Below are 26,124 nucleotides of genomic sequence, written 5' to 3'. Positions count from 1 at the left end.
GCTGGGGTTAATTCTCCCCCGCGTTTTTAAATGCCTGTTTATCCAGATCGTACTTTTTCATTTTTTCGTACAGCGTTTTCCGACCGAGTCCCATTTCTTCCTGAGCATCTTTTAAACGCCCCTGGTGACGGGTTAACACTTCACTGATGAGCATGGCCTCATAACGACTTACCTGCTCTGCCAGAGAAATCGGCGCACTACCGCCCGAACTGGACAGACTATCGAAAGCACGCTCACCCCCCAATAAAACAAAACACTCCGCCAGGTTACGCAATTCGCGCACATTACCGGGCCAGTCATGGGCTAATAACTGTTGTCGTTGCTGTGCGGTTAATGGTGGAATTTCTGATCCATAGCGGTTAGCCGCCAACCAGACAAAATGTTCAAACAGTACCGGAATATCTTCACGACGATCTCGCAACGCCGGAATATGCACCTGCACGACATTTAAGCGGTAATACAAATCAAGACGGAATTCGCCTTCATCGCTGAGTTCTTTCAGATCACGCTTAGTTGCGGCCACGATCCGAACATCAAGGGGAATCTGATGGTTCCCGCCTAAAGGCTCCACTTTGCGCTCTTCCAGCACCCGCAGCATCTTAATCTGCAATGCCATTGGCATGCTTTCTATTTCATCAAGAAATAACGTACCACCATTGGCGTGCTCAAATTTCCCCACCCGTTTTTTTCCGGCACCGGTAAAGGCACCGGCTTCATGACCGAACAACTCGCTTTCGATTAATGATTCGGGTATAGCACCGCAGTTAATAGCAACAAAAGCCTTGTCGCTGCGATTACTGTGCGCGTGTAGATAACGTGCAACCAGTTCTTTACCACAACCGGTATCACCATGAATGAGAATATCCGCAGGCGTATTTTTAATATGATCAAGCGTATCGCGCAGCTTTTTCATATCGGTGTGATTACCAATAATCCTTGGCCCGGGACGGCTCTGCGCTTCAACTTCTCGTCTCAGCTGGCGATTTTCCAATGTTAATAAACGCTTTTCCTGGGCGCGACGAATCGTCTCCAGTAATTGCTCGGTTGCAAATGGCTTTTCCAGAAAGTCGTAAGCGCCCAGACGCATAGATTCCACCGCCAGAGAGATATCCCCATGGCCGGTTAACATAATTACCGGAATGCCATCATCAATCTGGCGAGTGGCTTTTAATAAAGCCATACCATCCATATTCGGCATATTAATGTCTGTTACCACAATACCGGGCCAGTCGGCGCTGATATGAGCCAGAGCCTGTTCGCCGTCAGCTGCGGTAAGTGCCGTTATATCTTCTATTTCGAGAGTCTGACTGAGCGCATTACGAATGTGTTCTTCATCATCAACAATTAATACCGGATTCATTTTGATTTTCCTTCTGCAGGGGCGCACTTCGGTAACGTTAAAACAAAAGTGCTGCCACCGGCTTCTGTTTCGGCCAATGTCAGTGAGCCAGATAACGTTTCTATAATTCGTCGTGACAACGCCAGACCGATGCCAAGCCCTGTGCTTTTGGTGGTATAGAAAGGCTCAAAGATTTTATTTCGCATTTCAGGTGCAATTCCCGGGCCGCAATCGGCAACCCGAATGGTCAGTGCACCGTCCTGATCAACCAACTCAACTTTAATTTTAGCCTGCTGCTGATCTGCCATTGCTTCAGCGGCATTGGTCAACAAGTTGACCAATACCTGTTGCACCTGAATAGGTTCCGCATAAAACTGCCCGTCAAAGTTTTCGGGCAACAATTCGATTTCAACCGCCGACTTTTTCAGAATGGGGGTCATTATCCCCATGACGCCATTAAGCACTTCGGAGACCTGAACGACGCGTGGCTCCGGAGGAGAACGTCGGGAGAAAACTTTCAGGCGCGACACAATCCCCTGCATCGTGCTGAGTATCTGCTGCATTTCGCGTAAATTACTGACGACCATTTCAGGTTTGTCTTTCGCCATTAAGCGCAAACTGTTTTCGTTATACGTCTGCAGCGCCAATAGTGGCTGGTTTAATTCATGATTGATTCCGGCTGACATCTCACCCAGCACCGCCAGTTTTGCCGCCTGAATCAGTTGGTCCTGGGTCTCCTGTAACTGCTGCTGAGTATAACGGTAGTGATCAACCAGATCGCGTAACTCATCATTCGACTGGGTTAATTCCTGGGTTAATTCACCCACACGGCGCTCAAGCTCCTGATTCATCCCTTCGATGTGCTTTTGCACCTCTGATCGTTTTCGCCAGTAAAGTTGCAGCAATACCAGAATGCCAACCACCAACGAATAATAAAGACAGAACATCAGGATACGCTTGTACAGCTGCGTCAGCGGCGATACCGCAAGCACATGCCAACCGGCCTCCTCAACGAGGGCACGGCGCATCAGATAACGCCGTGACAACCCGCCACTTTGAAGGTAGATGTAGTTATTATCGAATACATCGGCAGAGCTGTTATTGCCCACGGGAATGAGGTTGGCGTTGCCGTAGCGACGGGAATCACGAATAACCTGGCGTTGCGTATCAGCCAATGGATACAGTGTTTTCTGCTCCCAATCGCTGTCAGAGGCCGCAAAAATAACCCCGTCATAGCCAACAACTAAAAAGCCATCCTCACGTGCAGACAGCTGCTTAAACACCTGTTCAAGCGATAATTTAACCACCGCGACCCCGAGTGCTTCGCCATTACGGACCACCGGTGCCGAAAAGAACAGTCCACGAGTACCGGAACTGATACCCCGCGCGTAATAACGAGCAGGTTCTCCCGCCATCGATTGCTGAAAATAAGGCCGAAACGCCAGGCTGGTTCCCAGAAAACTGCTCTCTGCCAAGGCATTACTGGCGCCAACCACGTGCCCGGTTGGATTAATAATATATAGAAATTCACTGCCGAGACTGAGGTTCATTTTTTTCAGAAAGCGATTCAGGTTGGCCTCTTGTCCGGAATTTCCAGACAGGACTGCCGCAACGGTATTCAACCCCGCCACCGAAGCGGCTATATCCTGGTAATCAATCAGCTCTGTACGCAATTTTTCAGCAACAACCAGGGCCTCATCTTCCATATCGCCAAGAATTTCGTCTTCGGCGTACTGGTGCACCGTCATGATAACCAGCGGGACTCCAACAACCCAAAGCACGCCCAACCAGAACCAGGTCGCTGGCAAAGCTGGATTTACTGCAGACTTTTCAGTTCTCGACGCCATCAAATACTCTTTTCTTTCAGGATTGACCCATTTGTATATTTTTGCGGGTGCTTTTCCACCCATTTCCGGATTATTTAATCGCCAGGAATATTCAGATATTGCAACCTTATAAAACAGTTTAGGCCAGCGCGACTAAAGTCGGAAAGTACTTATCAGGCAGTCCCCTACGACCATCGGTAAAATTCCCTCTCAGCCCCATACTGACTGGCTTTTATAAAACTGATACAACGCTCATTGAAACACAATAAAGATGAACTAAGCTTGCTTCAACGCAGCGGATTCACCTGCAGTAATAGCCTTCTGGCATATCGCTTGCTCAAGCTGTTTCATCATGGCTGTTGTAATACGGCCGGATTCCAACTCTAAAAACAATTGAGGATCACAATATGAAACGGTTCGCAGGAATTATCGTTGCATTTCTGGGTGCTTTAGCAATATCCACTGCGCAGGCAAAACCCATCGAAATTAAATTTTCCCATGTCGTGGCTGAAAACACGCCGAAAGGACAAATGGCTCTGAAGTTCAAAGAGCTGGTTGATCAGCGCCTGGACGGTAAAGTGGTTGTTAAGGTTTACCCTAACTCCCAGCTGTTCACCGACGGTAAAGTTTTACAGGCTATGCAACTGGGTGATGTGGAGATGGCAGCTCCATCTCTGTCTAAATTCCAGAAATACACTAAAAAACTGCAGATCTTCGATTTACCGTTTTTGTTTGAAGATATGGAAGCCGTTGAGACGTTCCAGAACAGCCCGGCAGGTAAAGAGCTGCTGAAGTCTCTGGAACGTAAAATGCTGGTTGGTCTGGGTTACCTGCATAACGGCATGAAGCAATTGTCTGCTAATCAGCCGATCCGCACTCCTGCAGATATTGCTGGCAAAAAATACCGCATCATGACATCCGATGTGTTACAGGCGCAGTTTGAAGCAGTGCATGCAATCCCGCTGAAGAAGCCATTCTCTGAAGTATTCACATTATTACAAACCCGTGCGATTGACGGTCAGGAAAACACCTGGTCAAACATCTATTCGAAAAAGTTCTTCGAAGTACAAGACTACGTGACTGAAACCAATCACGGTTTATTGGATTACCTGGTCGTGAGCTCTGCTGAGTTCTGGTATGGCCTGCCGCAAGACATCCGTAACGAGTTACAGGCAGCACTGGACGAAGCCATTGCTTATGGCAACCAGATCGCCGCTCAGAAAGCGAAAGAAGACCGTCAGAAAATCATTGATTCTGGTAAAAGCCAGGTGGTCGAGATTACTGACGAAGAGCGTCAGCAATGGGTGAATGCAATGCGTCCGGTTTGGAAACGCTTCGAAAAAGAAGTTGGTGCTGACCTGATTGACGCTGCAATTAAATCTAATAAATAAAAAATGGAGAGAAACAACATGAAACTTACTAAAAAAACAGTATTGGCCGCTTCTTTAGCAACACTGATGGCAGCCTCTGCGCAAGCAGCTAACGACGTAAACTCAAAAGTATACGGTTCATTGCGTATTGGTGTGGACAGCATCGATGCAAAAACCAAAGACGACGGTGCCAACGGCCGTGACTTCTTAAGCCGTGTGGGTGTAAAAGCGGATCAGAAAATTAACGACAGCCTGACCGTAACCGGCCAGTTAGAATATGGCATTGGCGCAGACTTCGGTCAGAAAAGCTCGCCAGAACTGCGTCTGGCAAATGTTGGCCTGAAGGGCGACTTTGGTTCTGTCACCTTCGGTTCTCAAACCACTCTGTGGCACAAGTTTGTACGTGGCGCCTATTTCTCAGACGGCAATGATTCTCTGCGTCAGGGTACCATTCGTGATGACGATCTGATTCAGTATTACTACAAAAACGGTGGCTTAACATTAGGTGCCGGCACTCAGGTTGAAGGTCGCGACGGCGATGATTTTGACCAGTATATGCTGGGTGGTGAGTACAAAGTGGGTGCATTAAAACTGCAAGCAGCTTACTCCAAAGATAACCGTGGTGATAACAAAGGTGATCTGATTGGTGCCCGTGCATGGTACAAAATCACTGATGCGGTAACCGTATCTGCGCTAACTCATCAGGCATCAAAAGATTATGACCTGTATGGCGGTAACTCTGCCGGTAACGTGAAAACTGCGTCTCTGAAAAACCCGGTTGGCGCTTGCGCTGAAGATCGCACGACTAATGCGGCTTATGCTCAGTATAAATTCGGCTCTAACATGGTTCATACCCGTTATGCAGTAAACAGCTGTGATAATTCCGGTGATGCAACGTCTGTTAAAGTGGAATACGTTCGTTATGTAACTAAGAAGTTCCGCACCTGGGTTTCTTACGAAGATATTTCTCTGGATGACAAACGTAAAGCAGCCAATGGCGCAGCAGAAGACAGTATCTCTGCTATTCAGCTGGGCACTCGCTTCGACTTCTGATTGTTCAATGGTATAACTCAACCGGCTTGCGGATGCAGGCCGGTATGATAACAATCTGATTTTTCACGGAGAGTATCTATGTATCGTTTTATCGCAATTTTTATCTTAATTATTTGTCAGCCAGTTCTGGCAACAGAGATCGAAAAAACAATTGGCCAGGGTAGCAGCCAGATTGTGATCCCTGCGGCGATGCAATTGATACAATTAGATAATCGGGAAATACAAAGCCCTGAGCTCCCTACCGGATATTATCAGCTTAATCTTGAGCCCGGTAACCACCAGCTGGTATTTCAGTATCTGGAAAACTGGAACGATAATGATGACGCCGGAATGATCGTAGAATCTGAACCCGTGATCCTGCGTTTTGATTTCGTAGCAGACAATCGCTACCAACTGCAGATTCCCACGATCCGCGATTATGATGAAGCGATAACCTTCAGCGAAAATATCGATATTGCTCTGCAACAAAATGGAAAACTATTAGCCCGTGGTATTAAGGCATCTGAGTTAACAGCAAACTCCACCAACCCACACGTTGTTTATCGCCAATCCGGCAATGATGAAGATAAGGGATTGATACCTTTCGAAAGCAATCGCCTTAAGACGATGAAAAAACTCTGGACGGAAGCAACAACCGAAGAACGAAAAGCATTCTGGATGTGGCTGGGCCCGCAATAACACAGGCCACGAGAATATTATTTCGAAGCGTTCGCCATTGCTTCAAATTGCTGCTTAATAAAGTCTTGTGTGGTTTTTAGCTTCTGAATAACCGCATCATTGGCCTTGAACTGCAACTTCAGACGAGTTTCAAACGCTTCTACTCGAGTGTCAAGACGCTTGCGATCTTCACCAATCTCCGTTTTTTCCGACTTCAGTGCATTTTCTTTCACAGAGATCAGGCTTCTTTCACCGTTGAGGAAATTCCCAAGAATATCCTCAAGCCGGTCTGCAAAGCCCTGAATATAAGTGACAGAACCACGCTCGCCAACTCCGCCACCTATCACTTTAACCCGAAGGCCTGAAGCCTTATCAACTTCACCGTCCTGGTCTTTTCCTCGCTCGCCATCGCCAATACCTTTAACAAAGCCAAATGCGCTGGCGGCTTCGGCAGATATATCTGCAATTTCAACCACAGAGTCTTCACCTGTGGATTTCGAGATAAAACTTAATTTCTGGTGGGCAAAGGATTCCGGATTATCCGTATACTCAACTTTTACGCCAACCTTTCTCTCTTTAAAGGTCGGGTTGTCATCAATGGCTTTTTGCAGCGCCGTGGCTAAAGTATCGCCATTCACATAAGTGGCCGGAAAGTTAAGACTTACTTCCGCCTCTACCCCATCGATACTCAGTGTGAACTTGCTGTTATTGGCATCAAGAATCAGAGGCGTTGATAAATCCAGCTTGTTAGCAACATAAAAGCCGTTCTTCGCTTTTACGTTACCGTCATTTGCTCGTAAGAACTGGCCGCTACCTTTCGCTTCGACGCCGTTAATTGTTCCCTGAACATCCAGCCCTTTGGCCGGCTGCGGGTTGTAAACGGAAGCATCCTGAAAACCAAATGCGGATATGGCTTCAGAATCCAACTCTTTAAAGCCAACCTGTGTTCCCTGGCCGCCACTGGTTACTTTAAAGGACCCCAGTTTTGTATCAGCATCAAAAACGTACTCAACCTTGGTATCAACGTCGTAACCGAATTTACGGGTATTATCGAGACCAAAGCCGTCATAACCGTTGTCGCTGACACCGGTCGTCAGACCCAACGCTGATGATGCTGTACCACCGAGGTTTTTAATTTCCAGCGTAGCGGATGCGCCAAATGTTGAAGCGGTTTTAACACCTTGCTTAGCAAACGTTTCGAAGTACAAATTACCAGATGAGTCGACCTGCGCTTTAATATCACCCGCCTGAAATTCGCCACTGGCAGTTAATGCTGAATCCAGTGCTTTCTGAATAACAACCAGGTTGGAAGCGGAGTTATTGCCGTCCTGGGTACCGTCTTCATTTACATCGACATTAATATCGACGCCGCCAACAGTGAGTGTGAAGGTCGCGTTATTGCCACCGCCACTGAAGTCGATACCACTATTCAGGTTAGCGAAATTTCCCGTTCGCACACCACGACCATCCGACTCAACCTGAATGAACTTATCATGGCCTTCGGCAACACTGGTCAACCTCAGACCATCACCATCAAGGCTTGCTGTTACCACATTCGCGCCAAAGGCCGTATCCAGTGCCGACTGAATATCGGTGATGTTGTTACCAGAGTCGCTGTTTACCAGAACGTCCTTTTTCACACCGTTAACATTTAATACAAAGCCTGCATTGGCAGCAGAGAAATCGATATTGGTACTGATATTCCGCGAGCCAACATTTGTTTCGGCGCCTTTCTTAACTCCGGCAAATTGAGGGTCAGAAGACAAAGTGCTGTTAATCTGATTCTGAATTTCAGTCGCCAGGGCATCGCCGGTCAGATAAGTACCCGCGGGCACGGTTACTTTGTTATCCGTCGTACGGCCATCAACCTGGAATTTAAACTGAATCGGGCCGGCCAAAGTCACGCCAGGGTCCTTACCATTGGTCTGGACGCCCTGTGAACCATTGAGTCCCAATAATACATCACTGGTGCCAGAACCAACTCCCGTCAGTTCTATCGACTTTGAAGCACCTTTCTGGGTTGTTTCAAATTGCAGATATCCCTGATCATTAAACGATGCAGTGACCTTTCCATTCAAAGAAGTCGCATCGATGGCCGTCTGAATTGCTTGTAAGGTATCTTTGCGATCACCAAAAGTGCCATCACCATTCAGGTCAACACCACTGGCATTTTGATTAACCGTTACAGCAACAGGCCCGGTACCATCAACGTTAAGGGAAAATGTGGCGTTGTTCGCCGAAAAATCGATGCCAACATCTGTATTAACTGTTCTGCTACCAATTTGGGTAATAGCCCCTTTACCATTAAAGGCATCTGAATTCAGTGTTGTTAAACTAACACCCTGATAGGTGCCTTTTGTCAGAGTATTGAAGCCAAGAGTATTCGCTGTGTTGGCATCAACGCTTGAAAACGACACTTGGGAGTCGGAGCCATATCGGTTGGATGTGATGGAAAAACGTTTCTCGGTTGCATCGAAGTTAACTGAAACACTCTTACCAATTTTTGACAGTGATTCATTGCTGTTGATTTTGATCGAGAGTTCTCTCGCAAGATCTTCTCCGCTGGCATAGCTGCCCTGCTTTAATTTCACAGATGCGTTGGTGCCATCAACATTAATGGTAAATTCATCGTTAGAACTGTCGATCACCACCGGCGAAGAGAAGTCGAGCGACGCTAAACTACCGCCATCGAGCTTAGCCTGAGTGGCCAATTGGGTAACTTTGATATCATAGCTGCCAGCTCTCGTATTAATCGAATCATTGCTGTATACAATCTGGCTGTCCGAGGTAGTGCCGGATTTAGCTAGAATACTCACTACCGCATTTCGATCTTCTTTAATTGCTTTATTAAAATCGCTGCGCGAAAACTTTAGCAAGTAATCGTTATTTTTATCGGTGTTTAAACCAAGTTCTGTTAAAGAACGATATTTACTGCCGGTAATTCCTTCGATGGGTAAACTCACCATGGAACGGATTTCATTCAGCGCTCCACGAATCGTAGAGTCACCTAACAGCAGACCAGCCTCCTGCTTGTCTTTATCGTATTTGGATACATCATCAACAAACTTTTTCAGCTTGTTATAGTCATTAACAAAAGATTCAATATTGCCCGCTAGCTTGTCGGCATCGGCATCCACTTTGATTGCAACCGTTTTACCGGCATCAGCGTTGTTCAGATTAAGCGTAACGCCATCAATTACCTCGGTAATGGAATTAGAAGCACGGGTAATATTCAGGCCATTCAGACTGATCTGAGCATCTTCACCTTTTGACTTTTGCTCAAAATTATCAGGGCCGTTCTGAGTTTCATTAAATGCGAATGCCGACAGGCCTGTGGATAACGGGTTTCCGGCATCATCCAATGCTTCGATACGTAACGCATTTTCTTCACCGGTTTCTTCAGAGGTCAACAATAAGCGATAGCCACTACCGTCGTTAACGATGGAGGCTTTAACACCGATATTCTCACTGTTAATTTTTTCTTTAATACCATTAAGACTGCGACTGCCCGAATCGATACTAATGGTTTTGGAGCCTTTTTTGTCGTTAGGCTCAAAGGTCTGAAACTTCCCTGAGCCGTCGTAGCCAATCTTGCCAAAAGAAATCACCAGCTTACCGGTACCGATCTCTTCATTAAAACCTGCGAATGATTTACTCGCTAACGAATGAGACTTGGCAGTATTTAACACGTTAACGTTATAGGTACCCGTCGCCGCATTTGATGCACTGCTGGCCGTTAGGATGCTTTCGTCGGAAGACGTGGCTTTAGTGGCGCCCGCCTGGGCAGGATCTGAAAGGGCTGATACAGAGCTGTTCAGCTTCGACATTAATGAGCGGATTTCGCCATAGGCTGTGATTTTGGCATCGACCAGTTTTTCAGTTCGATCGAGACGCAAATCGGTTGATGCTCGTTCGGCCTTAACCAGCTTGTCTACCAGGTCACTGGTTAATACCCCAGAACCCAAACCTAATGATTCAATTGCCATAACTGACCTCCGCGACCCTAAATATAGGTTGGAGCAGCAAAAAGAAAAGCTCCACACTGGTGTTATCGACCAATGCGGAGCTTTCTGTATAGGAGTTTACTTAAATACTACACTTTGGCACTGAACAATAACGTTGGCTCGTCATCATTCAATTTCTGCGCCAATGTGAGAGCTAACTCACTTGGTATCTGGCGAATCAACTTCTCCGATTCACTATCAAATACCTTGATCACCGTGCGACCACTGTCTTCATCTACCTGAAAGTCGAGAGTACGTTCCATGTTCTGAACATACTGGTTAATCTTAGAAACGGCTTCACTCAGCTGTTCTTCGTTTAACCCGGCAATTTCTGTTGCCTGACCCGGCAGCTCCTTTCCTCTCAACCCTTGCGCCTGAACACTTTCAGCTTGTGTTTCAGTTGCGTTTTTAGCAGTCTGAGTATTACGTACAGACGAGGTAGCTGAAGATACGGTATCTCGCATTTCACCTTTTAAATCATTCATAACCCACCTCTCAAATCAACGTTATCCTGTCAGAGCCAGACCCGAAGGTCTGGTTCCGGTTACTGAGTTATTAACCCAGCAGTGACAGTACTCGCTGACCAGAAGTATTAGCCTGGGCCAGTACCGAGATACCTGCCTGCTGCAGTACGTTAGTACGCTGCAACTCTGCAGTTTCTGCGGCGAAGTCAGCGTCTTTAATACGAGAGTTCGCAGCATTCAGGTTTTCGGAGGTTACCTGCAGGTTTTTCACCGTTGATTCCAGACGGTTCTGAACCGCACCCAGTTCTGCCCGGTTACTTGCAACATCACCAATGGCGTTGTCGATGGCAGTCAGAGCTTTCTGAGCCCCTTCAACGGTTGAGATATCCAGATCCTTCAGGAACTGACCATCTTCACCACCGCCGTATTCGCCGCGCTTGAAGCCAGAATCAGTAAGGCCAGCTGTACCTTTCGAACCACCTTCAATATCAATGGTTTTCGCTGACTCAAGCTGTACGGTTGCGTATTTGGTTTCTGCTGTTGTTGCAAAACCTGCCGCTATACCCGCACCACCGGTAGCAATTGTACCAATACCATCAACGTCAGTATCGAGACCGAAAGTACCACCTGTCAGCGCGCCAGCAGTAGTAGAGCCGATGGTTACCGATACGTTACGTCCATCTTCTGCTTTCAGGGTGATACCTTCACCATTGTCTTCAGCCACCACACCTGTTTGACCAGATTTTGCATTGATAGCACTGATGGTCGCTGCACGGTCTTTCTCAATATCGCCTTGTGAAGTTACAGAACCAATATCAACATTGTTAATAACAATGCCCAACTGGGTTCCCGCAGTCGCAGCAGTTGTAGGGGCTGCACCGGTTACACCAACTAACACAGTTTCGTTGGCTGTCGCAGTAACACCCGTGGATTCTGATGAGTTGTTAATTGCCGCAGCAATCGCAATAGCAGAACCAGATGCGTCTGAAGAGTTCGCTGTAGTATCCGACGCTTTATCAGAAACTGACGAACTTGCAGCAATGGTCACACCATTAACTACCAGGTCACCCTCTTCAATCGCCAACTGAGATGCAGCAGTTGTTGAGGTACCCACGCCAGTAACTGTTTTAGACTCTGTAGTCACTGTCGCTGTACTTTTCTGGTAAGTACCTTCGGTAAAACCGGTGCGAGTAATATCACCAGTACCAGTACCGGAGCCGCCTGTAATCTCAATGTTTTTAGTATCACCGTCAGCAACAAGCGTTACACCCGACTCATATACACCTGTTGTAGCACCGGTTAACGAGCCATCTGCAGCACCAGCTGTAGTTGTTGCAGCGGCAAGACCAAATGCAGTGGTCAGGTTACTACCAGTACCTTCAATGGTGATGTTACGACCATCAACAGCACGCAGAACAACACCGTTCTCGTTACCACCATCAATTGCCACAACACCAGTCTGATCGGACTTAGCGTTAATTGCTTCAATAGTCGACTTACGGGTCTGAGCTTTTTCTACATCATTACCGTTATTGGTAGCCTGCAAAGTGAAGCTGACGTTGTTAATTTCGATGTTTGCTGAAGTTCCACCCGCTGCCGAAGTCATGGTTGTACCATTCACTTCGTTGGCATTAGCAAATGCCTTAACACCGGTCTCATCGCTGGAGCGGTTAATAGCGGCAGCAATCGCAATAGCGGAAGCACCGGCATCGGTTGTCGATTTATCATCATCGGTAGCAACAGATGGTTTGATAGAAACACCGTTGATGCTTAAGTCACCGTTAGACAAACCGAAGTCTGTACCGTACGAACTCACACCAGATTGTTTGGAAGCACCCAGCTTATCTGCAGTCAGTTCGCTGATCGATACATCTACCGTCTGACCTGCATTTGCACCGATCTGGAAGCTGGCTTTGAAGGAGCCATCTAACAGCTTACGGCCGTTGAAGTCTGTTTCTTCTGCGGTACGTGAAACCTCAGACAGAAGCTGCTTAACCTCTGACTGCAGTGCGTCACGGTCAACGTCAGAGTTCGTGGCGTTAGCAGACTGTACCGCCAGCTCACGAATACGCTGTAAGTTTTCGTTGATAGAACCCAGTGCACCTTCCGCAGTCTGTGCCAGTGCGATACCGTCACCAGCGTTTCGCACGGCAACGTTCAGACCTTTAATCTGGGAAGTAAAACGGGTAGAAATCGCCAGACCCGCAGCGTCATCCTTTGCGCTGTTAATACGCAAGCCGGAAGACAAACGTTGCAGCGCTGTTTGGTTAGCGGACTGTGAACGGTCCAGGTTTCGCTGAGCATTCAGCGAGGCGATGTTGGTATTAATAATTTGAGGCATAGTCTTTCTCCTGTACCTTCTTATCGGGGCTACCACCACCGCTCTGAGTTAGTTGGTAGCATTCCTGACTCTGTCAAAAAGGTTAACGGCGCCACCTGAGAAAGCTTTAGGCATTTTTTTTAGAATTTTAAGAAATATTTCCAGCCACCATTCACACCTGATGGCATAAAAAATGCTTTATCCCTCCCAAGGACCAGAGGATGAGTTATGCAATCGGCACAAGAGGTATTAGCCTCACTACAAGCACGCAAAGAAAAGAACCTGAGCTTTTTCGCCCGTACCTTTCCCGGTATTTACGACAAGGTAAAGGAACGGAAGCTACATAGAACTCAGGTGAATATTGATCCCAAGTCATTGGAAGTGAATCTGATGAAAGAGGGAATCGCGATTTACCCTGAAGCCGTTGCAGAGTTTAATCACAAGGAAGCCCGACAGTTTTCTGACGCTTTTCCGGTTGGCGGAATGAATCACCCACTGAGACACACCTTCGATACCGAACTCCATCAAGGGCGATTTTTCCACGGCACCCTGGCCAGATTCCTGAGAGCTGCTGGTGCAGTCCAGGGTAACCAGCGTCCATACCGTTTCGAGCACAGTATCCCGCAGGTTGCATTTCTTGGCTGCGGTCTCGGCCAACATATCAGCGAATTTCTCAAAATCCGAGATGTCCGTCATGTTGTTGTTGCCGAGCATGATATGGATGTATTTGCTGCCAGTTTGTATGTGACCGACTGGGAAGCGATGATGACACCCTATATAGAGGACAAAACCAGGTCTTTCGTTTTATCTGTTGGTGACACGGTAGAGCTGGAAGACCATATCAGAGTGCATACAGGATTTGCGGCTGTCTGGAACAATATCTGTATGAACATTCCATTTATGCCGATTCAAACCGTATTCTACGTTCACCAGGGAGATGAATTTTACACCCGGGTAGCCACACGTCTGAATGAAGAGATTGAACCGTACATCAATATCTGGGGCTTTTATGACGACGAGATTAACCAGCTCAATCATGTGATCCACAATATCAATCAGCAAGTGCCTGTCATGCGCTCGATTGATTTGTCTTCAAGCCCACGAGCGACAGTGGTATGTGGTAACGGTCCGTCTCTTGACCACTATATCGAAACGATCAAAAAGTACCGAGCCCGCTTAATCGTTGTTGCTGCCGGGAGTGCTGGCCATTCCCTGATGAAAAATGGCATCAAACCGGATTTTCTTGTGTCACTGGAGTCAGATGCAGCGATGTACGACGATCTGGCACTCATTCCCGAAGTCGAGACCATTCCACTTATTGGTGCGGCTCAAATCAGGCCTGAGACCTATAACCTGTTTTCAGATGGCGTCATGTACCTGAAGCAGGAAACAACGTATGCGAAAGTATTTGAATCTAAATACGATACGGTGATGGACGGCACTCCGAGCGCAACGAATGCGGCACTGGCCGTTGCGATTGACCTCAAATTACCCAATATATTTTTTGTTGGTCTGGATTATGGTTTTCAGGACAAAACGCAAACTCACTCACAATCTTCGTTCTATTTAGATGAGGACACATCGGAACAGTTTGAAGACTGGCGTAAAAACCTGGCAGATGATGCTTATTTCCTTGAAGAGAATGAGCATGGGAAAATTTACACCACGCCGTTTTACAACACTTCGAGAACTCATGCACAGCGTAAGCTGCTGACCGGTAAAAGATTCGATATTCACAACCTTTCTCAGGGGGCAACTATCGAAAATTGCCCGTTCATGCAGAAAGACGACTTCATTAAATTGTTGGAAACTCTGGCGGATTCAGATTACGACGTATTCCAATTAGTCAAAAATGCAGCAAGCCCTATTTCGCATGCAGAAAAAAACACTGGTATAAAAATTATCAGAAAAGCCATTGTAGCCATCAGCGAAGAACTGCTGGAATACACCAGTCATCTACAGCCAAATCTTGAATCTATTGAGGTTTTTTGTTTCAAAGCCAACCAATCTGTCATCAATAACAAGAACCCTGATGTCGCATTAGTCAGCATGATGGTACGGGGAACAATCTGGTTCTGGCTATTTAACCTCTATGCGTTAGCTAAACATTACGATGCTGAAAAAGATCTACCGGATATTGTGAAAACATTCTCTGAGTATTTCTCTTCATTCCTGAGAGATCTACCCAAGCATTATGATAGCTATTTATCCGACACGAAAAACCCGGATGATATAAAGCTGACATTGCAAATCAGCGAGAATGAGCCGAATATCGAAAAGTGGCTCCAAAAATATGATAAAGAGGAAGCGTGATATGAAGCGTTGCGTACAATGTGGACTTCCTGAAACGTATGAAACCATCGAGTTTGATGAAAATTCGGTATGTAATATCTGTAATCAGAAGAATTACCGTGATACGGATATCGATTGGCAGTCCAGAAAAAAGACTCTGGATAAATTGATCGAAACATACCGCGGCAAGTATGAATACGATTGCATCATTCCTTTTTCAGGAGGGAAAGATTCTACATTCACCCTTCATTATCTGATCAAGGAATATGGTATCAAGCCATTGGTTGTTCAGTTCAACCACGGTTTCATGCGACCAAACCTGCTGAAGAATAACGAGCGTACATTTAAAGAGCTTGGCGTCGACGTGCATAGCTTCACCCCTAACTGGAAACTGGTGAAGCGCCTGATGCTGGAAGCTTTGATTCGCAAAGGTGACTTTTGCTGGCATTGCCATACCGGAATTTTCGCCTATCCAATGCATGTTGCATTAAAATATAAAACGCCACTGATCTTCTGGGGTGAACCATCGTCCGAATACACTGCCTACTACGATTACCGCGAGGATGAAATCGAGACAGTGGATGAGACCCGTTTCAATCGGTTTGTGAATTTAGGAATCACAGCAGAAGATATGCAAGGGATGATTTCATCCGATTTCGATTTCGACCCCCGGGATATGACTCCCTTCACTTATCCATCCATACGGGATCTTAAGCGACTTAAGTATCATTCTGTTTGCCTGGGGTCCTATATTCCATGGGATACCAAAAAACAATCAAAACTGATTATGGATGAACTTGGTTGGCAAGGTGATCAGGTTGAAGGCATGCCATGGGATATTTATCCGTATGAGAAGATCGAATGTTATCTGCAGGGAGTTCGTGATTACATAAAATTCCTCAAGCGTGGTTACTCCCGTGTTACTCAAATGACTGCGTTGGATTTACGAAAAGGAGAAATCAGTAAACCGGATGCCGATGCGCTGATTAAAGAGTTTGAAGGAAAACGACCACCATCGCTTGATCTGTTCCTAGAATACCTGGATATGTCGGAAACAGAATTTAATGAACTGGTAATGAAGCTGATCGTTCCACCTTTTAAACCAGACTTCTCTGCGATTGAAGATGCACCCAAAACCTGGGACTTTGATACGTGGTTCAGAGAGAAGAAAGCGTGATTGGTATTTTGAAGATTGGCAGCGGCAACATTTCGTCTGTTGCCAACGCCGTATATATCAGTGGTTTTGACTACATTATGGTTGAAACTCCCGAAGATCTTGAAGAATGCAGCCACCTGATACTTCCTGGTGTTGGTCATTTTGCTACTGCCATGAATAAACTCAGACAAGCCAGCTTTGAACAACCGCTACAAGCATTTAAACAGTCGGGAAAGCCTATATTGGGAATCTGCCTTGGAATGCAGATGTTGCTGACAGACAGCGAGGAAGGTGAACACAGTAAAGGTCTTGGCTATATTGAAGGCAAAGTAAAGCGCTTCTCCGACGAAAAAGTTCGGGTCCCTCATGCCGGCTGGAACGAAATTCATATCAAAAAACCACATCCACTACTTGAAGACATCAAACCAAATTCTGACATGTATTTTGTTCACTCTTTCAGAGCGGTAAATGTCTCGAAGAAATCAGTCATTGCAACAACACACTACCAAGAAGATTATCCCTCTGTTATAGCCAGCGAAAATGTCATTGGCGCACAGTTCCATCCAGAAAAGAGTCAGAATTCAGGCCTGAAGTTTATCGAAAATTTTTGCGATTGGGATGGAACATGCTGAAAAAACGAATTATTCCAACCTTACTCTTGCGTCAAGGCCGTCTTGTTAAAGGTGTGAATTTCCAGGACTATCGCGATGTTGGGGATCCGGTGAAAAGCGCATCCGTATACAATTCTCAACTGGCAGATGAGCTGATTATTCTGAATACCGAGGCAGAAAAAGGTATAGAACCACTACTGGAAATACTGCAGCCGGTACTCGAGGAATGTTTTATGCCTCTGACCTTGGGTGGTGGTATTACAAGCTTTGCAGAGGCTGCGAAACTTATCGAATGTGGAGCAGATAAAGTCGCGTTGAATTCAGTGACCTATACAAACCCGGAGATCATCAAAGAAATTGCCGACACATTCGGTGCACAAGCAGTCGTTTGTATTGTCGACGTCAGGAAGATAAACGATGAATACGTACTCTTCAGTGGAAATGGTGAAAACCGCGAACCGATAAAACTGCAGCAGCACCTGGAAACTTTGGTGAAATGTCATTGTGGTGAGGTTGTTATTCAGTCGATTGACAACGACGGCAGAATGGATGGCTTCGATAAAGAGTTAACCAGGCAAGTATGTTCTCTTGTCAACATTCCAGTCATAAGCTCCGGCGGTTCTGGCTCTTATCAACATTTACTGGATGTTTTTAATAGCTGTGAGATAAATGGTGTTGTGTGCGGCAGCCTGTTCAACTTCAGTGATTCCAACCCTATACGTGCTAAAGCATTCCTGAAGAATCACGGCATCGCAATGAAAAACCAATAATAGTGAAATACTAGATATCAGCCACAGGGGTATCCCAATGTTTGGGGTACCTGTGGATTATAGCTTTCAGTTCAGAGGCCCGGTGATAACTCCCTGAGCCGGTTTGTTTAACCGCTGAAACAGAAAGACCTTTCAAACTCTCCCAGTTGTCACGAAACGCCTTGCACATCTCCGCTTGAAGTAATTCATAACTACTTTTGAGTGTATGAGAAGCGTCTATGTCTACCGTTCGCTGATAAAGAATATCGCCAGTATCCAAACCGTTATCAATGCAATGGAAAGTGAACCCCTTCGGCGTATTTTCATAGAAAGACCAGAAATTAGGATCGGCGCCTCGATTCCATGGAAGATAGGATATATGCAGGTTAATAAGGCGCCCTTTCTCAACAGCAGCAATGACATCGGCAGTAATGATGTGACGATAGCCATGACTAACAATAATATCTGGCGATACAGATTTAAGGTGGGCCAGATTAATTTTCTCAGAAGAAATAACAACGTCTTCGCCGATGTGGGTAAGCCACCGAAAGATATCTGAATCTTCAGGTCCCAGACACAACACTTTAGTCACCGGATATGTGCCCCTGAACTAAAGCGGTTCCGGAGGTCAGGTCTGAAGTTGCCTTCTTCCCTAATACCTCGGGCAGTTTTCCTGGCGGTAACCCATGTCCTGGTCGGATACGACGTATGTTTTCCGAGGTAAATGCTTCACCTTTCTTTATATCTTTTACGACATATAATGAACGGCGAAAGCGGACATTCGATGCTTCTGATTTTTTTCGTTCGTAATTAACCTTCCCAAGCGCAGACCAAACGGTTCGTGCGCCGTGACAAAGAGCAGCCATCTCGTTCGGCTCTAATGAGAACTCGGCATCAGGACTTCCATTATTTCGATCAAGCGTAAAGTGTTTTTCAATGACGTTTGCACCAAGTGCAACTGCGGCCAAAGCGACTTCATTTCCCAGTGTATGATCAGACAAACCAATCAAGCCGCCATATTGGCGCTTCAGATCGACCATGGTTGCAAGATTCACATCTGTTACCGGAGCTGGATATCCACTCACGCAGTGCAACAGCAATACATTATCCGGGGAAAGACGGTTTGTTGCGCAATGGTAAGATTCGGCGATTTCTGATTGATCAGCCATACCCGTAGAGATAATGACAGGCTTATTCTTCTGGCAAATATAATCGACCAATAGAAAGTCCGTCATTTCAAACGATGCCACTTTATAGGCTGGAGTGCTAAGGCTTTCCAACAGGTCAACTGCTTCTTCATCAAATGGTGAAGAAAATAACGTGATTCCATGCTCCCGGGCAAAATCAAAGATTCTCTTGTGCCAGCGATAAGGCGTGTGCGCCATATCATAAAGCTCGTAGAGCGATTTACCTTTCCACAAACCATCATCAATAAAGAAGTCAGGGTTATCACACTCAATCGTCATAGACTGAGGTTCATAGGTCTGTATCTTGACCGCATCAACACCCGTTTCCCAAGCGGCTTTGATCGTTTCTAGCGCCAGATCTATAGAGCCATTATGATTCGCGGAAACTTCAGCGATGATATAAGGGGGGTATTTATCACCAATCTTTCGACCATTAATTTCCACGACTGCTTTCCTCTATATCTGATAACACTGAATGTACAACACGACTGGCGCCCATACCATCAACTTCTTCAAGGCCTGATTTAATAAGGCGATTTCGCAATTCAGTGTCGTTAATTAGTTTATCTATCCCGGAAATAATTGAACGACTGTCTTTTTTTGCAGCCCAGACTAATCCTTTTTCGCTCAGAGACTTAAATATTTCATCCTGATTATCGACGAGGCAAACCGTAACTGTTGGAATTCCCTGTGCAAGCCTTTCCAGCGAACTAACACCGGCAGCGCCTATAACGATGTCAAACCGATTATAAATATCGGCCAATGATCGACTAAAGCTGATATAGGGCACACCATTTTCATCACACAGTCTTTTCTTCAGTGAGTAATTATTCAGTGTTTCCGGTAACAGGACTTCTACCTCAAAGTCACTCCGTAGCGACAGAGCAGGTATGAGCTCTAGGAGTAGGTCATCCGGGTCTCCGCCACCCAGGTTAATAAGAATTCTTGGCGTGCCTTGGATACAGCCAGTATTCTGCCTACGCATTCTGACGAACTGTTCCGAAATTAACGCATAACGACTGCCACAGAAAAATCTGGCTCCGGAGGAATAGTATTTCGAAGCTAACTCTTCTGTAAGTCCGGGGTTGGTATCGAGAAGCCAATCTGTTTCCAGACTGCGGCCAGAATTGTCATCAATCAGCAGAGTGGCATTGCAATTTGGTTTAACTTCCGACAACCAGGATGAATCCAACCCGTAGTGATCAATAACGATTAAACGATAACGGGTTTTCGACGTCTCAAGAAGGATACGTACGGTGTCAGCAGCATCATAACCATCTGTAAACGACACAGGATAGCGATCACCAAACTTCCCTATACTGTCCCGGCTACTGACTGAACAGATAAAATGACACTGAATACCACGATCTGAAAAAGCATCAGCAAGAATCAGGCAGCGGGAGAAGTGGCCAATTCCAATATCAGAGGATGCGTCACACCTGAAAAAAACAATCACTTGCGAACCTGGAATACGGGTTTAATAATTTCCCCCTGGATCAGCTTTCCTGGATTAGCCGTTCCTTGTATTGTCTCAAAAGCGTACTGGTAAGCAGAAACAATCGTTTCTACATTTTCAGGCTTTAGACTCCAGCTGATATTGTGGGAACCAATCGAGAGTACACCCTGCTCTGCCAGTAACTGCAACAGCAGAGTTTTCTTTATAAATTCAGGGTCATTGTCTATTTTCCAGATTTTCCAGGAGGGGTGGCCAACCAGAGAAAACCAGTCATCACACTCGTATACTTTTGCAGTCTTAGAAACATCTTCCGCCAGCATTCCACCAACGAGTTTCATATGTCCTGGCACATCATGCTCAACCATAAAATCAATCGTCGCACAGGCGGCAGCTAATGATAATGTTTCTCCACCAAAGGTACCGGAAAAAAAGATAGTATCCATTTCCTGCATCAACTCACGTCGCCCAACAATGGCAGATATAGGCATACCATTAGCCATACCTTTTCCAAATGTTGCAAGATCGGGAGTGACACCAAACACCGATTGCGCACCACCGATATCAAAACGAAACCCGGTTATAATTTCGTCAAAGATCAGAATAATTCCTTTTTCGTCACACAACTCCCGAACCGCCTGTAAATAGCCTTCCGCAGGCTGTTCAACATTCATTTGCTCCATAATAATGGCGGCGACCTGATTCTCATGATGGTCGACCAATTCAGTCAGAGCTGCGAGATCATTAAACGGAAAACTGTGGGTACGTTCTCTAACCGTTTGTGGTACTCCCATGTGTCGTGTTGTGCTGCCGATATACCAATCTTGCCAACCGTGATAGCCACACACTAATACATGGTCTTTGCCGGTGACAGCTCTAGCCAGGCGCACCGCGGCGCTGGTTACATCGGTGCCGTTCTTGCCAAAGCGAACCTGTTCTGCACAAGGAATATGTTCAACAAGCCGCTCGGCGAGCGCCATTTCTAACTTGTGGGGCAGAGAAAAAGAAATACCCGATTGCAGCTGTTTTTTTATCACATTATCAACTGTGGGATGTTGATACCCCAGGCTGACACACAATAAACCATTGACCAGGTCGATATAACGATTGCCATCAATATCGGTAACATACGCACCGCTCCCTTCCTCCAGGAATAGTGGAGCGGCACCTTTAGGCAGAGAGTAATGAGACTTACTGAATGTCTGCGAGGCGGTTGGAATGACAGATTCGGTTTTATGTAACCACTCAGTTGATCTCTGGTACCGTTCCATCTTTTTCTACCTCAACCTGATTATCGTTTTTCATCGATTCATTCATGCCTTCATTTAATTCAATAACCGGCATTTTATTTCGTAAATCTGAGTCATTATTTAAGAGCGTAATAACATCGCTTAAGGTGACATAATGGCTATTGTCGAAACGCTGATAAATCTCTTCAACAAAGCTGAAATCCTGAGGGTAATCAACCGTTAGTCTCCAGCCGGAGTAGTCCTCTGTGGATTTCCAGCAAGCAACTTTATAATCTCCCTTCAGGCTACCTTGTCTGAGCATTAGCGTGACATGCTCACGCCATGAGAGCTTGTCAGCCTGCTGTGCGAGTTGCTCTAAGGTCTCATAATTGAATACCTCACAATCAAGGCCATCAGGTAACGAGTACTCAAGGCAGTTGGAGGTATAGTCATTTTTCTGCTGAAGGTGCATCTCGATAACAGAGCCAATAACCCCGGCATCAATTAAGGGACAATCTGCTGTTATCCTGATGATCTGATCGGCTTGATAATACTGAGCCGCAAGCCAGTATCGCCCCAACACATCGTTTAATGGGCCACGATAGAAATCAATGCCGTCACGTTGACAAAAATCGGCTATTGGATCATCCGACTCTTGATCGCTTGTCAGTACAATCACGTCATCAACAAACTGTGCCTGAGCTACACGATCTACAACACGCTTCAGCATGGGAATGCCACACATTTTTTGCAGCACCTTGCCAGGCATTCTTGATGAATTAAAGCGTGCCTGAACCATGGCAATAACTTTCATCAGGCTAACTCCCAATTAAACGGATTCAGCCAGCTTTCTGGAATATCGGTAGCGGCAATATCTTGTGCTGTCCATTGCTGCAATAGATTGGCTTTCTCATCACCGACTGACAGTAAAATCTGTTCAAGCTCAGAGATACTGTTAACTCCAAAGGTAATTAACTCAGGGTGATATTGCATAACGCTTTGAAATAACAGCGCCAGTTTGTTGATATTGGCCTTTTCACACCAAGTGTTGTATCGATCAAGAAATACCCGGGCGGGATCGGGCAGAACAACTTTGGCACTCTTATGATCAAGCAAAAGGCCCTGCATAAAAACACTGCGTACCTGAATTTTTATGCCTTTGTTTCGCAGCTGGGCTAATACTGGTTGTCGAATTGCACGTTCATCCATCAGATTTAATGGAATTTGAAGCCAATCAATAACATCTCCAAGTACGTCCCAATCTTCAATATCAGACAGCTCATATACAGAAACACCAAGCTCTCTTACCCGCCCATCAGTCTTAACAGACGTGAGCCAATTAATAACTTCATCGGGATATTGATTTACGATATTTGCCTGATGAAGCAGAAGGCCCTGAATGTGAGAAGTATTCAGAGCGGCTAACGAGTTTTCCAGGCTCGATTCAAATGATTCAATGACCTGATCAACCTGTGCAAGAGGGTCTGCATGAGGGGTTTTGGAGAGGATATTAAAGTATTGAGAATACCCTGAGAGTAACGTTTCGCTATTACCGTAAGCAGGCGCCGTATCAAGAAATTTTCCACCAGAATTGTGGAATTTTTCTAGTATTTTATCAATTTCGTTGGGACTAACCTTACCTGAATGATTAGTACAACCATAATCAAGGCCAAACTGAGCGGTTCCCAGGCAGAGATTGGACATCACGCCTATTCAACCTCTGAATTTTCTTTGGCCATAAATACGTGGTCTTGCCACTCGCCACTATCCAGACGAAAACGATTTTTTAAAATGGCCTCTACTGTAAAACCTGATTTTTCAAATGCCTTTCTGGAGCCAATATTGTCGGAGTAACAGCCAGCTTCTACACGCTTTAATTTTAGCTTCTGAAATGCCCACTCGGTTACTAATTGAATGGCAACCGTTGCAATTCCCTTACCCCAACAATCACGCTCTCCCAGTAGCAGGCCTATATCCGCTCTGAGATAATGCTTACTCAGTGAACCTAGCTTAATATTACCAACATGTTTTTCGCGATAATAAATCCCGAATAAATAATCATCTTCTGAGGCATACATATCAGCAACAAAATTTTGGACGCTGCTCAAATCATGAGTAGTGTAGCGTGACTCGAGATATTGATTAACTTCCTGATCATTCATCCAGCTTACGTACCTTTCGCTGACATCATCTATGGTCAGTACTCTTAAAGCAACCAGGTCACTTGTAAGCTGTATTTCCGATTTAGCCATCATGAAATACCTTCAAACAGTTAACGACATAAGACTGCTGATCATCCGTTAGTCGGCTGAACATGGGGAGAGCGATAACCCGTCGATAAAAACGCTCTGCTGCTGGGAAATCAGAACGGTCTATATTGTATTTTTTCTGGTAATAGGGCTGAAAAGGAATGGGAATATAGTGCTTCTGAGTTGCTATGCCCTGTTCCCGAAGGTATTTAAAAAGCTCATCAGCTCGGGATTCATCAGCCAATACCGGATAAAGGTGGTAACTGCTGATACCATTTATTTTCTGATTAACGCTCTGAACAACACCACTCAGATCATTTTCGTAACGTTCGGCAATCGTACGTCGTTTCACTAAAAAATCAGGCAGTCGCTTTAGCTGCACAAGGCCTAATGCCGCCTGGATATCAGTCATTCTGTAGTTATAACCAAGCAGCTGCTGTTCATAATACCAAGGGCCATCAGAGTCATATTCTAATCTTTCAGCATCCCTGACAATGCCATGGTTCCCATAAAGCCTGAGCTTGTCTGCGAGCACTTCATCATCAGTAATAGCCGCGCCACCCTCTCCGCTGGTGATCATTTTTACCGGATGAAAACTAAAAATATGAATATCACCACGGCAATCGTTTGGCCATTCATCCGGAGCTTCTGCGCCTAACGCATGAGAGGCATCTTCAATAATTCTAGCTCCCAGCCGTTTTGCGATATCGTTAATCGCTGGCATAGCTGCTAACTGACCAGCATAGTGAATCGGGATAATCACATCAGGCGGGGGGATTTTTCCTTTCAACGCCAACTCTGACTTCTCGTTAAGGGAGTCAACAGAGATCAGGCCAGTTTCTTCATCAATATCTATAAAAGTAACTGTCGCACCACAGTACTCCGCACAGTTGGCAGTAGCGACGAAACTGTTCGCCGTAATCCAAACATGGCTTTGACTATTAACCTGCAGTGCCAGGCAAGCGGCATGAAGTGCAGAGGTAGCACTATTAAAAACGACACCGTGGCGAATACCATTAAACCGGGCAATCGCCTCCGCAAATAGAGTTGGCTTACTTCCTTGAGTCAGGTAGTCGGAATTTAATACTTCAACAACGGCCTTTACTTCCTCTTCGGAAATATCCTGGCATCCGTAAGGTATCACTGCTTAGCCTCTATCAATAACTCACGGGTTTCTTCGACCGTTAAGAAATGATCGTTGCGACCAGAATCGTAACTGAATCCGGAGTCTACCGGCTTCCCCTGTTCTTCAACCTGATTCAGAGCATAGTTAATATTTTCATCATGGAAGCTGATCGCAGGTGCAATCACGTAATGGTCATCGAATTCAAAGGTACGATTGGCGTCGTCTCTCGGCACCATCTTTTCGTGAAGTTTCTCCCCCGGACGAATACCGATTTCGTCCTGAGTTGCCTCTGGCGCTATAGCCGTCGCTAGATCAGTAATACGCACGGATGGAATTTTAGGAACAAAAATCTCCCCGCCTTTCATACGCGAGAAATTTTTCAAAACAAAGTCGACACCTTGCTGGAGAGTAATCCAAAAGCGCGTCATGCCCATATCAGTAATTGGCAAAGAGCTGGCGCCTTCAGCCAACAGCTTTTCAAAGAAAGGAACGACAGATCCACGAGACCCTACAACATTGCCGTAGCGCACAACAGAAAAACGAGGCTGAGCAGCACCCACCATGTTATTGGCTGCGACAAATAACTTATCTGAACAAAGTTTGGTTGCACCGTAGAGATTAACCGGATTCGCAGCTTTATCAGTCGACAAAGCAATAACTTTTTTGACGTTATTAACAATGGCAGCGTGAATCACATTTTCAGCGCCATTTATGTTGGTTTTGATACATTCCATTGGATTGTATTCAGCAGCGGGAACCTGCTTCATCGCGGCGGCATGAATGACATAGTCAACACCATTCATTGCCTGCACCATACGCTCTTTATCACGCACATCGCCGATAAAGTAACGCATACATTCATCATTAAATTCCTGCTGCATTTCGAACTGCTTCAGTTCATCGCGGGATAAGATGATGATTTTTTTTGGCTTATAACGCTCTAACAGGGTCTTCGTGTAACGCTTACCAAAAGAACCCGTACCGCCAGTAATTAAAATGCTTTGCCCGTCAAACATAGTCAAATCTCTGTCATTTATTC

21 protein-coding genes are annotated in these 26,124 nt (G+C 45.7%); 7 read left to right on the top strand and 14 right to left on the bottom strand.

The genetic code is table 11. From position 1 onward, the window contains the following. Positions 1–7 precede the first annotated feature (7 nt). Together ACOQOZ_RS19565 and ACOQOZ_RS19560 are read right to left on the bottom strand one after the other, a co-directional pair. Positions 8–1,360 carry a sigma-54-dependent transcriptional regulator gene (locus ACOQOZ_RS19565; RefSeq protein ID WP_420589834.1) on the bottom strand — a complete coding sequence of 451 codons (1,353 nt, stop codon included), beginning with the start codon at positions 1,358–1,360 and terminating at the stop codon, positions 8–10. After that, positions 1,357–3,186 (bottom strand): ATP-binding protein, encoded by a 1,830-nt coding sequence (locus tag ACOQOZ_RS19560; RefSeq protein WP_420589833.1) that lies wholly within the window; start codon positions 3,184–3,186, stop codon positions 1,357–1,359. Before ACOQOZ_RS19560 ends, ACOQOZ_RS19565 begins: the two co-directional genes overlap by 4 nt. A 386-nt stretch (positions 3,187–3,572) precedes the next feature. Here ACOQOZ_RS19560 and ACOQOZ_RS19555 point away from each other — a divergent pair, with 386 nt between their 5' ends. From ACOQOZ_RS19555 to ACOQOZ_RS19545, 3 genes are all read left to right on the top strand, one after another. Then, positions 3,573–4,556 (top strand): TRAP transporter substrate-binding protein, encoded by a 984-nt coding sequence (locus ACOQOZ_RS19555; RefSeq protein WP_420589832.1) that lies wholly within the window; start codon positions 3,573–3,575, stop codon positions 4,554–4,556. Between the two features lie 18 nt (positions 4,557–4,574). After that, positions 4,575–5,588 (top strand): porin, encoded by a 1,014-nt coding sequence (locus ACOQOZ_RS19550; protein ID WP_420589831.1) that lies wholly within the window; start codon positions 4,575–4,577, stop codon positions 5,586–5,588. A 78-nt stretch (positions 5,589–5,666) separates the two neighbouring features. Continuing rightward, positions 5,667–6,266 (top strand): DUF2057 family protein, encoded by a 600-nt coding sequence (locus tag ACOQOZ_RS19545; protein WP_420589830.1) that lies wholly within the window; start codon positions 5,667–5,669, stop codon positions 6,264–6,266. 17 nt (positions 6,267–6,283) lie between these two features. Here ACOQOZ_RS19545 and fliD read toward each other — a convergent pair whose 3' ends face one another. From fliD to ACOQOZ_RS19530, 3 genes are all read right to left on the bottom strand, one after another. Further along, positions 6,284–10,231, bottom strand: a complete 3,948-nt coding sequence (gene fliD, locus ACOQOZ_RS19540) for a flagellar filament capping protein FliD (RefSeq protein WP_420589829.1) — start codon at positions 10,229–10,231, stop codon at positions 6,284–6,286. A 107-nt stretch (positions 10,232–10,338) separates the two neighbouring features. Continuing rightward, positions 10,339–10,734: a flagellar protein FlaG gene (locus ACOQOZ_RS19535; RefSeq protein WP_420589828.1), complete on the bottom strand. Its 396-nt coding sequence runs from the start codon at positions 10,732–10,734 to the stop codon at positions 10,339–10,341. Positions 10,735–10,804: 70 nt separating this feature from the next. Beyond that, positions 10,805–13,054, bottom strand: a complete 2,250-nt coding sequence (locus ACOQOZ_RS19530) for a flagellin (RefSeq protein ID WP_420589827.1) — start codon at positions 13,052–13,054, stop codon at positions 10,805–10,807. Between the two features lie 207 nt (positions 13,055–13,261). Here ACOQOZ_RS19530 and ACOQOZ_RS19525 point away from each other — a divergent pair, with 207 nt between their 5' ends. The 4 genes from ACOQOZ_RS19525 to ACOQOZ_RS19510 are packed head-to-tail and all read left to right on the top strand — an operon-like array spanning position 13,262 to position 17,862. Further along, entirely contained in the window at positions 13,262–15,346 is a 2,085-nt protein-coding gene (locus tag ACOQOZ_RS19525) for a 6-hydroxymethylpterin diphosphokinase MptE-like protein (protein ID WP_420589826.1), read from the top strand. Between the two features lies 1 nt (position 15,347). Further along, positions 15,348–16,502: an N-acetyl sugar amidotransferase gene (locus tag ACOQOZ_RS19520; protein ID WP_420589825.1), complete on the top strand. Its 1,155-nt coding sequence runs from the start codon at positions 15,348–15,350 to the stop codon at positions 16,500–16,502. Then, a complete protein-coding gene (gene hisH, locus ACOQOZ_RS19515; RefSeq protein WP_420589824.1) occupies positions 16,499–17,113 on the top strand; it encodes an imidazole glycerol phosphate synthase subunit HisH in 615 nt (204 codons plus the stop codon). The genes ACOQOZ_RS19520 and hisH overlap by 4 nt, the downstream gene beginning before the upstream one ends. Further along, a complete protein-coding gene (locus ACOQOZ_RS19510) occupies positions 17,107–17,862 on the top strand; it encodes an imidazole glycerol phosphate synthase cyclase subunit (protein WP_420589823.1) in 756 nt (251 codons plus the stop codon). Before hisH ends, ACOQOZ_RS19510 begins: the two co-directional genes overlap by 7 nt. A 10-nt stretch (positions 17,863–17,872) precedes the next feature. Here the strand turns inward: ACOQOZ_RS19510 and ACOQOZ_RS19505 are convergent, their stop codons facing one another. Genes ACOQOZ_RS19505 through pseB form a run of 9 tightly spaced genes read right to left on the bottom strand, consistent with a single transcriptional unit; the run spans position 17,873 to position 26,101 of the window. Next, a complete protein-coding gene (locus ACOQOZ_RS19505) occupies positions 17,873–18,433 on the bottom strand; it encodes a formyltransferase family protein (protein ID WP_420589822.1) in 561 nt (186 codons plus the stop codon). After that, positions 18,426–19,472, bottom strand: a complete 1,047-nt coding sequence (gene pseI, locus ACOQOZ_RS19500) for a pseudaminic acid synthase (protein WP_420589821.1) — start codon at positions 19,470–19,472, stop codon at positions 18,426–18,428. Before pseI ends, ACOQOZ_RS19505 begins: the two co-directional genes overlap by 8 nt. Then, a complete protein-coding gene (gene pseG, locus ACOQOZ_RS19495; protein WP_420589820.1) occupies positions 19,462–20,484 on the bottom strand; it encodes a UDP-2,4-diacetamido-2,4,6-trideoxy-beta-L-altropyranose hydrolase in 1,023 nt (340 codons plus the stop codon). The genes pseI and pseG overlap by 11 nt, the downstream gene beginning before the upstream one ends. Further along, positions 20,481–21,752 (bottom strand): aminotransferase class III-fold pyridoxal phosphate-dependent enzyme, encoded by a 1,272-nt coding sequence (locus tag ACOQOZ_RS19490; RefSeq protein ID WP_420589819.1) that lies wholly within the window; start codon positions 21,750–21,752, stop codon positions 20,481–20,483. Before ACOQOZ_RS19490 ends, pseG begins: the two co-directional genes overlap by 4 nt. Next, entirely contained in the window at positions 21,727–22,524 is a 798-nt protein-coding gene (locus ACOQOZ_RS19485; RefSeq protein WP_420589818.1) for a cytidylyltransferase domain-containing protein, read from the bottom strand. Before ACOQOZ_RS19485 ends, ACOQOZ_RS19490 begins: the two co-directional genes overlap by 26 nt. Next, positions 22,524–23,414: an aldo/keto reductase gene (locus tag ACOQOZ_RS19480; protein WP_420592436.1), complete on the bottom strand. Its 891-nt coding sequence runs from the start codon at positions 23,412–23,414 to the stop codon at positions 22,524–22,526. Before ACOQOZ_RS19480 ends, ACOQOZ_RS19485 begins: the two co-directional genes overlap by 1 nt. Before the next feature lie 5 nt (positions 23,415–23,419). Continuing rightward, the gene (locus ACOQOZ_RS19475) at positions 23,420–23,965 is read right to left on the bottom strand and encodes a GNAT family N-acetyltransferase (RefSeq protein ID WP_420589817.1); all 546 of its coding nucleotides are present in this window, start codon (positions 23,963–23,965) and stop codon (positions 23,420–23,422) included. Continuing rightward, entirely contained in the window at positions 23,955–25,103 is a 1,149-nt protein-coding gene (gene pseC / locus ACOQOZ_RS19470) for a UDP-4-amino-4,6-dideoxy-N-acetyl-beta-L-altrosamine transaminase (RefSeq protein ID WP_420589816.1), read from the bottom strand. The genes ACOQOZ_RS19475 and pseC overlap by 11 nt, the downstream gene beginning before the upstream one ends. Further along, positions 25,100–26,101, bottom strand: coding sequence for a UDP-N-acetylglucosamine 4,6-dehydratase (inverting) (gene pseB / locus ACOQOZ_RS19465; RefSeq protein ID WP_420589815.1), 1,002 nt, complete (start codon positions 26,099–26,101; stop codon positions 25,100–25,102). Before pseB ends, pseC begins: the two co-directional genes overlap by 4 nt. Positions 26,102–26,124 lie beyond the last annotated feature (23 nt).

Origin of the sequence: Bacterioplanoides sp., from assembly GCF_965219715.1 — a bacterium.
Taxonomy (GTDB): domain Bacteria; phylum Pseudomonadota; class Gammaproteobacteria; order Pseudomonadales; family Oceanobacteraceae; genus Bacterioplanoides.
This window is presented reverse-complemented; position numbering and strand designations above follow the sequence as displayed.

Excerpts from the sequence above, each read along its gene's own strand:
- ACOQOZ_RS19565 (WP_420589834.1), bottom strand. The coding sequence starts at position 1,360 with ATGAATCCGGTATTAATTGTTGATGATGAAGAACACATTCGTAATGCG.
- ACOQOZ_RS19560 (WP_420589833.1), bottom strand. The coding sequence starts at position 3,186 with ATGGCGTCGAGAACTGAAAAGTCTGCAGTAAATCCAGCTTTGCCAGCG.
- ACOQOZ_RS19555 (WP_420589832.1), top strand. The coding sequence starts at position 3,573 with ATGAAACGGTTCGCAGGAATTATCGTTGCATTTCTGGGTGCTTTAGCA.
- ACOQOZ_RS19550 (WP_420589831.1), top strand. The coding sequence starts at position 4,575 with ATGAAACTTACTAAAAAAACAGTATTGGCCGCTTCTTTAGCAACACTG.
- ACOQOZ_RS19545 (WP_420589830.1), top strand. The coding sequence starts at position 5,667 with ATGTATCGTTTTATCGCAATTTTTATCTTAATTATTTGTCAGCCAGTT.
- fliD (WP_420589829.1), bottom strand. The coding sequence starts at position 10,231 with ATGGCAATTGAATCATTAGGTTTGGGTTCTGGGGTATTAACCAGTGAC.
- ACOQOZ_RS19535 (WP_420589828.1), bottom strand. The coding sequence starts at position 10,734 with ATGAATGATTTAAAAGGTGAAATGCGAGATACCGTATCTTCAGCTACC.
- ACOQOZ_RS19530 (WP_420589827.1), bottom strand. The coding sequence starts at position 13,054 with ATGCCTCAAATTATTAATACCAACATCGCCTCGCTGAATGCTCAGCGA.
- ACOQOZ_RS19525 (WP_420589826.1), top strand. The coding sequence starts at position 13,262 with ATGCAATCGGCACAAGAGGTATTAGCCTCACTACAAGCACGCAAAGAA.
- ACOQOZ_RS19520 (WP_420589825.1), top strand. The coding sequence starts at position 15,348 with ATGAAGCGTTGCGTACAATGTGGACTTCCTGAAACGTATGAAACCATC.
- ACOQOZ_RS19510 (WP_420589823.1), top strand. The coding sequence starts at position 17,107 with ATGCTGAAAAAACGAATTATTCCAACCTTACTCTTGCGTCAAGGCCGT.
- ACOQOZ_RS19490 (WP_420589819.1), bottom strand. The coding sequence starts at position 21,752 with ATGGAACGGTACCAGAGATCAACTGAGTGGTTACATAAAACCGAATCT.
- ACOQOZ_RS19485 (WP_420589818.1), bottom strand. The coding sequence starts at position 22,524 with ATGAAAGTTATTGCCATGGTTCAGGCACGCTTTAATTCATCAAGAATG.
- ACOQOZ_RS19480 (WP_420592436.1), bottom strand. The coding sequence starts at position 23,414 with ATGTCCAATCTCTGCCTGGGAACCGCTCAGTTTGGCCTTGATTATGGT.
- ACOQOZ_RS19475 (WP_420589817.1), bottom strand. The coding sequence starts at position 23,965 with ATGATGGCTAAATCGGAAATACAGCTTACAAGTGACCTGGTTGCTTTA.
- pseB (WP_420589815.1), bottom strand. The coding sequence starts at position 26,101 with ATGTTTGACGGGCAAAGCATTTTAATTACTGGCGGTACGGGTTCTTTT.